The sequence below is a fragment of the Kribbia dieselivorans NBRC 106261 genome (assembly GCF_001552435.1).
In the GTDB taxonomy this organism is placed as follows: domain Bacteria; phylum Actinomycetota; class Actinomycetes; order Actinomycetales; family Dermatophilaceae; genus Kribbia; species Kribbia dieselivorans.
The window spans coordinates 1-12862 of record NZ_BCRE01000163.1 but is presented as its reverse complement, the minus strand read 5'-3'; the positions used below and the strand labels follow the sequence as shown (position 1 = coordinate 12862).

Here is a 12862-nt window from a genome sequence, read left to right as displayed (position 1 = left end):
CGGCCACTGCGGGGCGCGCGTTCGGCTGGTGCATGACCCGGCAGGTGGGGCAGCGCGGCGTGCCGTACAGCGGCAGCCCGCACTCACGGCACGCACCCAAGGCCGGCCCGGGGTGAAGCCGCGCTGCCGGCGGCAGGAGCACGAACTCGACTCCGTTCGCGCCGTACTCCTCGCGCCCCACCCCGATGGCCGGCACGGTGACGTGCTGGCCGACGCGGTACGCCTGCTGCAACGTGTGGAGCACGGCGGGCGGCAGGTCGGGGCCGCTGAGCAGCACGTGGTCACCCAACGGCGCCGGCGCGATGCCGGCCGGCCGGGTCACCGCGGGGGTCGGTGTGAGCGCGGCGACGAACCCCTCGCGGGAGAACATCCCGCCGAGGTGCTGCCCGACCGAGGGTTGCGGGAACTCCAGGCCGGTGACCTTGGGCACCCACGCGCCGCTGTGCGCCCCGGCGAGGGCCTGCTCGAGCAGTGTCGCCGCGGCATTGGGGTCCAGCCCCAACGGGGCGATCGTGGTCGCGACCGCCGCGGCGGTCACGGTCGCCGCCGTCGTCGGGAACCGCACGACGGCCACCTCGGGGCGCAGCGCGGAGAGCAGCGAACTCGTCTGGTGCAGCAGTGCGTGCCGCGCCGGACGCGCCACGAGGAAGACATGCGTGCCCGGTAGCGCCGCCAGGTGGGTGGCCGCCTCCACCGCGTCGGTGGTGCGCACGACGAGCACCTGATCGGTGGACGTCGTCCACGACTCCAGCACGCTCTCGCGCACCTCTCCGGCCATCACGGCCACAACCCAGCGGGTCATCGACATCCCCCCATCAGCTCGGTCACCGGTTCACCCGGTGGTGGTCCCTTCGGACATCTGGAGTGTTTCCGGCATGCTGGAGGCCATGCAACGGCAGGACTCCCCCTTGACCTCACGCTCGCGACGCGCTAGGAGCACCGACGCCCGGTTGAGTCGACGGGTCGGTCTCGTGGTGAGCATCGCCAGTGCCGTGCTCGGTCTGGCCCTGCTGGCCGTGGGCCTGTACGCGTGGCAGGTGCCCCCGCCGGCGGAGCGGTCGTTCACGGTCGGGGAGCGGGTGGCCATGCCCGCGACGGGGTGGTTCGGCAAGGACATGAGCGTCTACGCCCCGGTCCCGAAGGAGGGCGACCCGCCGGCCCCGACGGCGTATTCCTGCAGCCTGACGGGGCCCGACGGTGTGCGATCGGTGGCCACGGACCCCGATCGGGCCACCGCCGGGTCGCGGGTCAAGGACGGATCGCAGTACGTGCCGGTCGTCGTCGTGGGCGACACCGCGGACGGGGAGACGCTGCGTTGCCTGCGCTCGCCGGGTGCCCAGACGGACACGTTGTGGCTCTTTCCCACGAACCTGAGCCCCTCCCGCACCCCGCTCGCGTTCCTCGTTGGCGGGCTGCTGGCCCTGGGTCTGGCGGCCCTGGTCAACCCGCGCACGCGCTCGATCTGAGCCGCTCGACGCTCCGAACCGACCCGAGGGGAGCACTCCCCGACCCGTGGTGGGGAGTGCTCCCCTGCGCCCCTCGCGAGCCCCGTCGACCTCACCGGGGTCGTTCGAGCTGCCGCTGGATCTCGTTGGCCAGCGCCTCGTGCCCGGCGGCGTTGGGGTGGAAGCTGGCGGAGTAGTCGAACCGGGAGACACCCGGCCCACCGAACGACAGGTCGTTGATCCACGGATCGTCACTGCCCAACCCATGACCACGGAAGGCGTTCGTCGGGTCCACGAACTCGACTCCGGCCTCGGCTGCCGCCTCACGCAACATCGCGTTCAACTGCGCGGCCTTCTCGTTCATCCAGACCTGGTCCTCCTTGAAGAGGAGGTTGCGGTGGTTGTCGTCGGGGTTGTCCTCGAACAGTTGCGGATAGCCGACGATGACGATGCGCGCGTTGGGGGCGCGCTTCTTCATCTCGAGGTACTGCGCGATCAGTTTCTTCTTGAGCTCGGGGAGTTCCCGCTTGATCCGCGCGTCGTGTTTGTCGCGGCACTTCTCGACGAACGACACCCCGCGGGCGCCATTGATCATGCAGTCGGTGACCACCCCGGCGAAGTCGATGTCATTGCCGCCCATCGACATGGTCACGAGGGAGACGTCGTCGCCGAGGGCGTCGAGTTGTGGCCCCTCGTCGCCCTTCTTCGGGCCGTTCTTCCCCTCGAGATGACCACTCACGGCTCCGGAGCACGCGACGAACGTCGATCCGCCCTCGAAGGTGTTCGTGCGCCCGAGGATCTGGGAGTACGCGTTGTTCGAGCGGTGGCAGTTGTTGTTCTCGCGATTGGTGTCGTCGGTGTAATCCCACGCGCCCTCGCCGGAGGAGTAGCTGTCGCCCAGGGCGACGTACCGTCCCTTCGTCGCTCGCTCGAGCGGGGTCGGTTCGGGCGCCGGCCCACCCCACTGACCGAGGGTGCATCCGGAGTCTCGTTGGAGGACGGTGCAGACGGCGTTGGCGAACGTCTGGCCGAAGCCGAGGGAGGGAGTCGCGACGATGACGGCGACGGCCACCAGGGCCGCCGCGACCGTCATGGCCACGTACTCGAGGGTGCTGGCGCCGCGTTGCCGGGTCGAGACTGCGGGCCGCATGGGTCAATCCCCGCTCGGCAGGGCCGCCAGCGCGGCGTCGAGGACCTTGGCGTCCGGAGTGCCCTTGACGGCGTAGGAGACGAACGCGACCAGGGCGTCGCCGCGGGGGACGAAGACCATGTCGTTGGTGAGGCGGTCCCCGCCCTGGGCGGTCTGTCGGAAGGCCGCCGACCCGGCCGGCAGGCCGGAGACCGTCAGGGGCCGGACCCTCACGACCTGCGTCGGGCTGTCCGGGCGGGTGCCCTGTGCCGTGTACGTGCCGCACGATTCGATCGCGGCGGCGAGGTCGGCGGCGACGGCGGCCGGCTGGCCCGCGTCGGCGTAGACCCGCACGTGCTGCTCGAGGAAGGGCCCGAACGGTCCTTGGGAGAACCGTACGTGGGACCCGGCGAGTGGTTCGACCGGTTCGAGGTCGACCCCGCAGATGGTCGTGCGGAATCCGCTCTCGTCGACGTTGCTGTCCCGCCACCCGTCGGGCAGGTCGTCGGCCTCGATGAGCAGGGATCCAGCCCTGCCTTGGGCCTGGTCGCCCGGTGGATCGGTCGCGGCGGCGTCGGTGCGCCCACCGCAGCCTGCGGTCATCAGGACTCCGGCGGCCGCCAGCGCGGCCACAAGGATCTGTCGCGTCGTGGTCATGTCACTCTCCCTTGAGGTGTCGACCAGGTCGACCTCAGCCGCCCACGCACTCCGGCCAATCGACCGGCTCACGCACGCCGTTCGCGTTCGGCGCTCCGAGGTAGCTGGCACTGGTGGCAGTGGCCTCGGAGTTCTCGTAACCCACCTCGAAGCCGAGGGCGATACCGAGCTTGACCTCAAGGCCGAAGGTCAGGCCGTCCCTGACGTTGTCGTAGGTGACGGTGTGGACCTGCGCTTGCTCGTGCAGCAGATTCTGGAATTCATTGCCCGGCACGCTCTCGGCCGGGTTGAGCAGGAGCCCATTGGCGAGATCCACGTCGGTGATGTTGCTGCCGAGCCACTCGCTCGCAATGGCCTGCTGGTCGGCGTTGTTCGGATCGAGATCGAGGCTGGTCGTGACCACGGTCGCCTCGGAGGACTTGTTCGATCCCTTCCCCTTGCCGCTGCCTGAGCCACCCTCGCCCTTGCCGCCGATGTTGACGTTCGGACCGTGCTCCGTGCCGCCTTCGACAGTGGAGGTGAAGGTGATGTTCGTGATGCGCCCCTGCGCATCCTTGGTGATCGACATCGTCCCACCGAGGTAGCCGTTGGCCCCGGCACCGTAGACCACGGCACTTCCACTGACCCCACCCTTGGCGCTGACCTCCGTCGTGTACGTCGTCAGGGTGTTGTCCGTGCCGTCGTTCGGCGTCTGGTCGACCGTGGTTCGGGTGATCCACTTCTCCCCGAGCTCACCGGTCGCCTGGACACCGGCTCCCTTGGCGTTGCTGCCCTTCGGGCCGTTGATCGTCAGACCCAAGCTGCCGGTCACGTCGCCGGTCACGGCCACGCTCGACAGGTTCTCGTGCGGGGGCGGCGGGGGGTCGACCTCGTCGATGAACAACGCACCCAGCCCGATATCGGGATTCGTGATCTGCATCATGTAGACCTGATAGTCCTGAAACTGCTGCTGGAAGGCCTCGGCCTCCTCCATACTGTTGAAGTTCCACGACGAGCCGTAGTCGAATTTCAGGCCGCCCCCGAAGTCGACCTTGGCACCGACCTTGCCACTGCCGAACTCGGCCTCGGCGCCCACCCCACCGGTCGCGCCGATCTCGCCGCCATCGGTGGCCGTGACCTTGACCGTGCCGTCGCTGTACTCGGTGACCGTGAAACCGGCGTTCTCACCGAGCTCGATGAAGACGATCTTGACGACGCTGTTCGCCTTCTCGCTGCTCTCGCGCACCTTGCACTTGGCCGGCTGGTACTCGAAGGGGCTGCCTTCCTCCGTTTCGCCCGTGCCGTCACCGCCCCCGGAGCAGGCGCCGTCGATGACCTTGCTGACCGCCTTGCAGTATGCATCGGCGAACGGCTTGCCGTCACCGGTCGCCACGATCACCGACACGGCCACCAGCGCGGCGGCCATGATCATCGCGATGTACTCCAAGGTGCCCGCGCCGCGTTCACGACGGGCCGGTGCGGCGCTGCGGCCTACGGTTGTCCCCATGCCCACGACCCTAGGAGCGCTGTGCTCCCGCGTCGTGGGCCCGTACACCCCTCCTGGGCCCAAGGTCATCGGGTCGGGGTTCGACGGGCTACCTGACGCAGTCCGGCCATTCGACCGGAGCACGGACACCGTTGGAGTCCGGTGGGCCCAAGTAGGTCGCGCCGGTGGCGGTCGCCTTGTTGGTGTCGTACCCGACGTCGAACCCGAGTGCGACGCCCAGTTTGATCGAGGCTCGAAGCTGGCGGCATCGGAGACGTTGTCATAGTTCACGCTGCTCACCTGGGCCTGATCGAACAGGAGGTTCTGGACGACTCGCCCGGGACCCGTTCGCTCGGGTTGAGCAGGAGACCCTTTCCCGTGGCGCTGCCTTCGGTGCTGCCCGTCCCGCTGGCACTGGCCTTTGCGTTGGTGTGGAGGGTTTCCTGGGGTGGGGGCGGAGCCGGCGGTGGATCCACCCATGCCGCGCCCGTTCCGAGGGGACCCTAGGAGCGCCGTGCCGCCCCGGTCATGGGCCCGCGCACCCGGTCCGGGCCCAGGTTGGCCCGGTCACCCACCCGCATACGTCACGCAATCGGGCCAATTGATCGGCCGGCGGACGCCGTTCGCGTCGGGCGGACCCAGATAGGTTGCGCGCGTGGCCGTGGCAGTGGCCTTCTCGCGGCCGGTCTCGAATCCGAGTCCGCCGCCCATACTGACCTCGAGACCGAGGCTCTGGACGTCAGTGACGTTGTCGTACGTGACGGTGCTGACCTTCGCCTGATCGAAAAGGAGGTTCTGGAAGGCATTCCCCGGAACGCGTTGCGCCGGGTTCAACAGCAGGCCATTTGCCAAGTCGACGGTGCTGTGATTGCCGTTCAACCAGTTCACGGCCGTCGACTGCTGACGGGGATCGTTGGGATCGAGGTCCACGCTGGTCGTCACCACGGTCGCCTCGGACGCCTTCTTCGGACCCTTCAACGAGAGCTTGCCTTTCCGGTCGCTCTCCTTACCGCCGCCACCCGCTAGGCCAACACGCACGTTTCCTCCCTTCTCCATTCCCCCCTGGACGGTGGAGACGAACGTGATGTTGGTGATGCGGCCCTGTGCATCCTTGGTGATCGACATGGACCCACCGAGGTATCCGTTGGCTCCGGCCCCATAGATCACGGCGTTGCCGCTGAGATTGCCCTTCGCGGTGATCTCGGTCGTGTATGTCGTGAGCGAGTCGTCCTTGCCGTTATGGGGCGACTGATCCCGGGTGTAGCGGGTCAACCACTTCTGGCCGACCTCGCCCGTCGCGCGGATGCCACCGCCGTCGACCGCTCCTGCTGGGTCGTGCGGGTTCTTCGCACCCGTGGACTCCTTGGTGGACGGGGAGCTCTTGAGCGTCAGTCCGAGGGAGCCGGCCACCTCCCTGGTCAATGTCACGCTGCCCTCCACCTTGTTCGGCGGCGGAAGGCGGCGAGGTGGGTTGATGAGGCCCTTGATCATCCGGGTGGCGTCGAGCCGCTTCGGAGCCATGACGGTGTCCCGGTACTCCTGAAAGTTCTTGAGGAAGGCGTTGGCCGATGCCACATCATCAAAGGTCCACGTCGCGCCTGCGCCGAACTTCAGACCGCCCCCGAAATCAACGCTTGCCCCGAGCTCATGTGCGCCGACCTCGGCCTTGGGTCCGGCGCCGACGCTCACCCCGGCCCGTCGCCCGTCGGTCACGACGATCTCGACCGTGCCGTCGCTGTACTCCTTGATGAGGAGACCACCGTTCTCGCCGATCTTGATCAGGCCAACCTTGGCCGAACTGTTGGTGGTCAGTTCCAGTTCATGCCGCTTGCATTTGGTCGGCTCGTAGTTGAACGGGGTTTCCTGCGGCGACCTCGAACGTCCATCACCGCCGGCGCACGCGCCGCCGATGACCTTGCCCACTGCCTGGCAGTAGGTGTTCGCGAACGGCTTGCCGTCGCCGGCGGCGACGATGACCGAGACGGCCACCAGCGCGGCCGCCACGATCATCGCGATGTACTCGAGCGTTCCCGCACCTCGATCACCCGAACGTGCCGGGACACCGGCCCGAGCTCTGTTCTCCCCCATGCCGACGACCCTAGGAGCGCCGTGCCTCCCGGGTCATGGGCCTGCACACCCGGTCCGGGCCCAAGTGCCCCACGTGGTTCGAGGTATTGCGCGGCGGATCTCCCCCGCGCAATACCTCGAACCGATGAGGGGTTTCAGGTACCCGTCAGTCGTGGTATTCCTTCCACTTCAGCGAGTCCGTCACCTGCTGAACGACGGTTTCATCGAGGTTCTCCCCGCTGATCGAGATCACGCCCGTGCTCGGGTACGGGAACTGAGTGGCGACGATCCACACGCCCTCCTGGCGCTTGCCGTGGGCGTCGAACGAGTAGTACCGACGAATCGCGTCGTACGCGCCGTCGACCTTGATCGTGTCGGTGCCCTCGGGGGTGTACCCCTTCAGCCCCATCGTCGCGGGCAGGTCGAGGCGGGCCAGGGTGGACTGCGCGCCCACGTCCTCGCTGAACTCCCCGGCAACCTGCATCTCCATGCCGTCGCCGGACCAGGCCTTGGTCCACTTCTCTCGCGACGGCGTGCTCTCCTGCCACCCAGACGGTCGCTCGAGGATGAGGTGTCCGACCTCCTCGCGGGTGTACCCGTCGGCCGGACCCTTGCTGAACAGGCCACCGCTGCAACCGGTCGTCATGAGCACTCCGGCGGCCATCGCCGCGATCAGTGAACGTCGCGTCATCATCGCTGTTCTCCTTCGTCGTTCCCCCGGCTGCCCCGGGGGGCAACGTCGTCGAGGGCATCCTTGCAGTTGTGAGCCGATTGCCGGCCATTGGCGAGCACCCTCACATGCCACCTCCAGTACCGCCGGCGCCGGTGATGCAGCTCGTGTACGGCACGGGGCGGCGCACCCCGTCGGGATCCGGAGCGCCGAGGTAGGTCGCGTTCACGGCCGTCGCCTCACTCTTCTCCAACGAGAAGTCGAAGCCGAGCTTGACTCCGAGTTTGACCTCGGCAGCGAAACCTTGGGTGTCCTTGACCTTGTCGTACTCGACCGTGCTGACCTGGGCGCGCTCGTACAGCAGGTTCTGGAACGGATCTCCGTCAACCTTCTCGGTGGGGTTGATGAACGGAGCGGAGACCACGTCGAGTGGGTTGGCATGGTTCGGGTTGTCGCCGCCGAGCCAGTCCTTGACGATCTGCTGCGATTTCGGGTCGTTCGGGTCGAAGTCCAGGCTGGTGGTCACGACGACCGCCTTCCCGACCTCCGCCGATCCCTTGCTGCCGGCGGATCCCTTCGGCTTCGTGCTCTCGACCTTGCCCTTCTGGCCGCCCTTGAGGCTGCCCTCGGCGGTGCTCACGAAGGTGATGTTGACGATGTTGCCCTCGGCGCCACCCTTGATGGAGAGGTCTGTGGTGTAGGTCGTCAGCGTGTCGTCCTTGCCGTTGTCGGGCGTCTGGTCCACCTTCGTGCGGGTCGTCCACGTGCCGGACCCCTCGACGTTCGCCTTGCCCTTCCCGGCACCGATGCCGAGCTCACCCTCCACCTCGGCATTGACCTTGATGCTGGTGACGGTCTCGTCCGGGGGACGGGGTGCCGGCTTGTTCTCCCACGGCCACTGGTTGCGGTACGCGTCGAACTGCTTCCGGAACGCCTCGGCCTCGGCCATGCTGCTGAAGTTCCAGGTAGAGCCCCAGCCATACTCGAGGCCACCGCCGAAGTCGACCGATGCGCCGCCCTTCTTGCCACCGGCCTCCGCGCCGGCGCCCGGGGGGAACTCCACTCCGATCCCAGCGCCGTTCGTCGCGGTCATCTTGACGGAACCGTCGCTGTACTCGGTGACGACGAACCCCGAGTTGCCGCCGAGCTTGATGAAGAAGATGTTCACCTCGGTGACCTTCTCCCCGGTCTCGGTGCGCTTGCACTTCTCCGGCTCCGGCTGCTCGCTCGGTCTGGATCAGTCGCCTACTCCGGGCGCGCGTCGCCAATCTCCCCACGAGCCACGACGCTAGTGACACTCCACGCCCGCGTCATGGGCCCATACACCCGGTCGGGCCCAGGGCCCTCAACTTCGCTGAAGTTACGTCACGACAGCGCAGGTTGGAACATGCGCCCCGGTGGTGCAACGTGAGCGAAGTGGCGCGGTGCCATAGGGCCCCCACGCGGTTCGCCCGCCTACGCGCGCGACTCCGGCTGCTCGGCCCACCAGGCGCGCAGCCTCTCGGTCGCGGCCTCCTTGCCGATCGGCCCGTCGTCCAACCGCACCGACAACAGGTACGTGTACGCCCGGCCCAGCACCGGCCCCGGCGGCAGACCCAGCACCTCTCCGATCTCGTTGCCGTTCAGCTCCGGCCGCACCTTGCCCAACTCCTCCGCCGCCGCGAGCGCGTCGATCCGCTCCTCCAGTTCGTCGTAGGTGCGCGCCAACCGGGCCGCCTTGCGCTGGTTGCGCGTCGTGCAGTCCGCCCGCGTCAACCGGTGCAACCGCTGCAACAGCGGGCCGGCATCGGTGACGTAGCGCCGCACGGCCGAGTCCGTCCACTGCCCCTCGCCGTACCCGTGGAACCGCAGGTGCAGTTCGACCAGCGTGGCCACCGCCTTGACGGTGTCCTTGTCGAACCGCAACGCCCGCAGCCGCTTGGCGGTCATCTTCGCGCCGACGACCTCATGGTGGTGGAAGCTCACGCCCCCGCCGGGCTCGAACCGTCGGGTCTTCGGCTTGCCGATGTCGTGCAGCAGCGCGGCCAGGCGCAGCACAAGATCCGGCGCGGCCACCGCGCGATCCTCCGCCACGCCGTCGCCGGGGTGGTTCTCCAGCGCGATGGCCTGGTCGAGCACCGTCAGCGAGTGCTCGTAGACGTCCTTGTGTCGGTGGTGTTCGTCGATCTCGAGTTGCATGGCCGGCAACTCGGGCAGCACGAACGCGGCGATTCCGGTGTCGACGAGCAGCCGCAGCCCAGGCTTCGGGTCGTCGGCGAGCATCGTCTTGACGAACTCGTCACGCACCCGCTCGGCCGAGATCATCGTGATCGACTCGGCCCGCTCGACCATGGCCGCCCGCACCTCCGGCGCGGGCACGACCCCGAGCTGGGCGGAGAATCGTGCGGCCCGCATCATCCGCAACGGATCGTCGCCGAACGAGACCTCCGGCGCGCTCGGCGTGCGCAGCCGCTTGGCGGCCAGGTCCAGCAACCCGCCGTGCGGGTCGACGAACTCCAACGACGGCAATCGCAGGGCCATGGCGTTGATGGTGAAGTCGCGTCGCACGAGGTCGTCGGTCAGCGAATCGCCGAAGGCGACGATCGGCTTGCGCGTGACGTGGTCGTAGGCGTCGGCGCGGTAGGTGGTGATCTCGACGGTCCACTCGCCCTTGCGCGCGCCGATGGTGCCGAACTCGCGGCCCATGTCCCAGTGCGCCTCGCCCCACGGCCGCAGGATCGCCTCGGTCTGTTCCGGCGAGGCCGACGTGGTGAAGTCCAGATCGTGCGCGACGCGCTCGAGGAAGGCGTCCCGGACCGGCCCACCGACCAGCGCCAACTCGTGCCCGGCGGCCGCGAACCTCTCACCGAGGTCGGTCAGGACCGGGAGCACCGGCGCGAGATGCGCGATGGCCCCCTCGATGATCTCGGCAGGCAGCGGCTGAGTGACGGACATGGCCGCCCAGTCTAGTCGCGGCCGCGGTCCTGGCCGCCGCGCGAGACACCGCGCGGAAGCCAGGACGCCGAGCGCCTCACCCGACGCTGAGCACCGAGCCCTCCCGCACGCCCCACTTCGCCATCGCACCGGCCGGAGCCTCGATCGTCGCCGACGCGGACAGGCGCCACTTCGTGCCCCCCACCCACGGTTTGATCGTGGCGACCTTGAGCACGACCCCGTCCTTGTCGACGACGGCCACGTCGATGGGGTACCGCATCCCGATCATGTGCACGCTCGGGCAGCGCGTGATCCACAGGGCGCCCTCGACGGCGTCGGTGCCGAGCAGACCCTTCCGACGCGTGCGGGCCGTGTCGGCGACCGCGCACGCGGCGACGTCGCGCCCATCGGCGATCAGGCGCTTCGGGCCCGGTCCGAACACCATGTAGTCGGGGGTCATCGGCTCATCCCTTCGACGCGGCGCACCTGGGGTCCACGCCCAGTCAAACGCCTCGACCTTGGACTTTTCTCGGTCAGCACGGTGCGGCTCATGCGACCGCTCCGACCACGGGCAGGGCCAGCATCAACAAGGCCCCGATGACCATGTGCGGCCCGAACGCCAGCGTCGTCTTGCGCCCCTGACGGCCGATGACGGCCTGCCAGATGCCCCAGACCATCCCGGACAGGAACCCCAGGAACGTGCCGAACAGCACGAAGTCCCACCCGAGGTAACCCAGCAGCATGCCCAGGGTCGGCGCGAGCTTGGCGTCGCCCAGGCCCATCCCCGAACCGCCACCGATCATGACCAACACGAGGTACGCCGCTCCGAGCGCCACCCCGGCGAGCAACGCGCGGTACCAGTGGTCGAGCGCGCCGTCGATGAGCGCGGCGAGGCCGAGCAGCACCGCGAACGTCGGGATGCTCGGCTTGGTCAGCCGATCGGGCAGGCGACGCACGTCGAGATCGATCGCCGCCAGGGTGATGAGCACGACGGAGGCCAGAGCGAGCACGATGGCGTACGCCGGTCGGGTCCCGCCGTGGGTCAGGCCCAGCACCCCGGCCGTGACCGCGGCCACGGGCTTGACCCATGTCACGGACACCGCCGGCAGGTCTGCCTCCTCGGCGTAGCGGTAGTCGCGGGTGTGGAGCCACCGCACCGACCACCACCCGCCACCGAGGCCGATCGCGGCGGCGACCGCCGCGACGATCCACTGCTGGTCCACGCGTCCCCCTGTACATGCGTCGGGCCGGTCGTTCACCGGCCCGCTGACGCACCTTGACGATGTCCCCGCGCACGTTACCCGCAGCGCCGAGGCCCGTCTCTGGGGAGGACTACCCAGCGGGCGCGTGGCATCATCGCCCGTGCTGTTGCGCACGTGGCTACAGTGACCCCATGAGTGAAGCCGTGCCAGCGCCGCGTGCTCCGCGACGCCTGCCCGCGGTGGAAGAACGCTCAGCCGGCGGCGTGGTCGTCGACGTACACGAAGGTCAGGCCCGGATCGCCGTCATTGCGCGCCGCAATCGGGCCGGGCGGCTCGAGTGGTGCCTGCCCAAGGGCCACATCGAGGTCGGCGAGACCCTGCCCGAGACCGCGGCCCGCGAAGTCGCCGAGGAGACCGGGATCACCGCGCGCGTGCTCGTCGAACTCGGCACGATCGACTACTGGTTCGCCACGCACGACCGCCGGGTGCACAAGTTCGTGCACCACTACCTGCTCGAGGCCATCGGCGGCTACCTGACGATCGAGAACGACCCCGACCAGGAGGCCGTCGACGTCGCGTGGTTGCCCCTGGGCGAGGCTCCGCGTCACCTCACCTTCCCCAACGAACGCCGCATCGCGCGCGAGGCCTGGCGGCGACTGGCGGGCGGAGATTGATGCCTGGCCGTCGGCCACCGGCCCGTCTCGCGGCCGTGGTGGCTCCGTTCTGCCTGTTCGTCGCAGTCATCCTCGGCGTGCTGGCCGTCGGGGAGCCCGCACCGGCGACGGCCGTGACACCGGCCACGACCCCGGACATCACCGTCACGACCGCCTCACCCACCGTCGCCACCGACGGGGCCTCGGTCACCGTGCGCGGCACGATTCGCAACTCCTCCGGCAAACCGTTGCCCCGCCCGACGATCACGATCGTCGCCGGGCCGGCCGCGACCACCCGCGCCGCGACCCGGGACTGGGCCGCCTCCACGGCGCCGGTCACCGGCACCACCCTCGGCACGACCCGCTTGGCGTCCACCCTCGCCCCGGGTCAACGCGGGTCATGGCGGATCACCGTGGCGAGACCGGCCGATCACCTCTCCGGCAGTTTCGGGGTGGTCCCGATCAGCGTGCAGGGCGCCGGCGCGGCGACCCACACGTTCATCGCGGCGCAGCGCACCAAGGAGTACGAACCCCTCGGCGTCACGTGGGTCGTGCCGCTGACACTCGACGCCGACGCGGACCTGTTCGGCGCGGCCGGCGCGGACCGGCTCGCGGCGTGGCAGCGGGCGATCGGTCCGCAGAGCCGGTTGCGTCGCCTCCT

13 protein-coding genes are annotated in these 12862 nt (G+C 69.0%); 3 read left to right on the top strand and 10 right to left on the bottom strand.

Annotation, left to right across the window (positions count from 1 at the left end; genetic code table 11):
* The coding region (locus KD1_RS12950; protein ID WP_157073342.1) for a hypothetical protein at window positions 1-802 on the bottom strand (802 nt) is incomplete at its 3' end.
* A 172-nt stretch (window positions 803-974) separates the two neighbouring features.
* Between KD1_RS12950 and KD1_RS12945 the strand changes: the two genes are divergently transcribed.
* A complete protein-coding gene (locus KD1_RS12945) occupies window positions 975-1466 on the top strand; it encodes a hypothetical protein (protein WP_157073341.1) in 492 nt (163 codons plus the stop codon).
* A 91-nt stretch (window positions 1467-1557) separates the two neighbouring features.
* On the opposite strand, the gene KD1_RS12940 is transcribed toward KD1_RS12945, so the two are convergent.
* From KD1_RS12940 to KD1_RS12900, 9 genes are all read right to left on the bottom strand, one after another.
* Window positions 1558-2595 (bottom strand): SGNH/GDSL hydrolase family protein, encoded by a 1038-nt coding sequence (locus KD1_RS12940; RefSeq protein WP_068402550.1) that lies wholly within the window; start codon window positions 2593-2595, stop codon window positions 1558-1560.
* A gap of 3 nt (window positions 2596-2598) precedes the next feature.
* Entirely contained in the window at window positions 2599-3231 is a 633-nt protein-coding gene (locus KD1_RS12935; RefSeq protein ID WP_068402548.1) for a hypothetical protein, read from the bottom strand.
* Window positions 3232-3265: 34 nt separating this feature from the next.
* Window positions 3266-4717 carry a hypothetical protein gene (locus tag KD1_RS12930; protein ID WP_157073340.1) on the bottom strand — a complete coding sequence of 484 codons (1452 nt, stop codon included), beginning with the start codon at window positions 4715-4717 and terminating at the stop codon, window positions 3266-3268.
* A 546-nt stretch (window positions 4718-5263) separates the two neighbouring features.
* Window positions 5264-6706: a hypothetical protein gene (locus KD1_RS12925; RefSeq protein WP_068402544.1), complete on the bottom strand. Its 1443-nt coding sequence runs from the start codon at window positions 6704-6706 to the stop codon at window positions 5264-5266.
* Window positions 6707-6929: 223 nt separating this feature from the next.
* Entirely contained in the window at window positions 6930-7457 is a 528-nt protein-coding gene (locus KD1_RS12920) for a hypothetical protein (protein WP_068402542.1), read from the bottom strand.
* 100 nt (window positions 7458-7557) lie between these two features.
* The gene (locus tag KD1_RS12915) at window positions 7558-8601 is read right to left on the bottom strand and encodes a hypothetical protein (RefSeq protein ID WP_068402540.1); all 1044 of its coding nucleotides are present in this window, start codon (window positions 8599-8601) and stop codon (window positions 7558-7560) included.
* 287 nt (window positions 8602-8888) lie between these two features.
* A complete protein-coding gene (locus tag KD1_RS12910) occupies window positions 8889-10367 on the bottom strand; it encodes a CCA tRNA nucleotidyltransferase (protein WP_068402538.1) in 1479 nt (492 codons plus the stop codon).
* 76 nt (window positions 10368-10443) lie between these two features.
* Window positions 10444-10806, bottom strand: a complete 363-nt coding sequence (locus KD1_RS12905; protein WP_068402536.1) for a DUF192 domain-containing protein — start codon at window positions 10804-10806, stop codon at window positions 10444-10446.
* 88 nt (window positions 10807-10894) lie between these two features.
* The gene (locus KD1_RS12900) at window positions 10895-11569 is read right to left on the bottom strand and encodes a prepilin peptidase (protein ID WP_068402534.1); all 675 of its coding nucleotides are present in this window, start codon (window positions 11567-11569) and stop codon (window positions 10895-10897) included.
* A 170-nt stretch (window positions 11570-11739) separates the two neighbouring features.
* Between KD1_RS12900 and KD1_RS12895 the strand changes: the two genes are divergently transcribed.
* Both KD1_RS12895 and KD1_RS12890 read left to right on the top strand, forming a co-directional pair.
* Entirely contained in the window at window positions 11740-12222 is a 483-nt protein-coding gene (locus KD1_RS12895) for an NUDIX hydrolase (protein WP_068402532.1), read from the top strand.
* Window positions 12222-12862, top strand: a 641-nt coding sequence (locus KD1_RS12890) for a DUF6049 family protein (RefSeq protein ID WP_245627407.1), incomplete at its 3' end; no start/stop codon positions are given. The genes KD1_RS12895 and KD1_RS12890, both read left to right, overlap by 1 nt.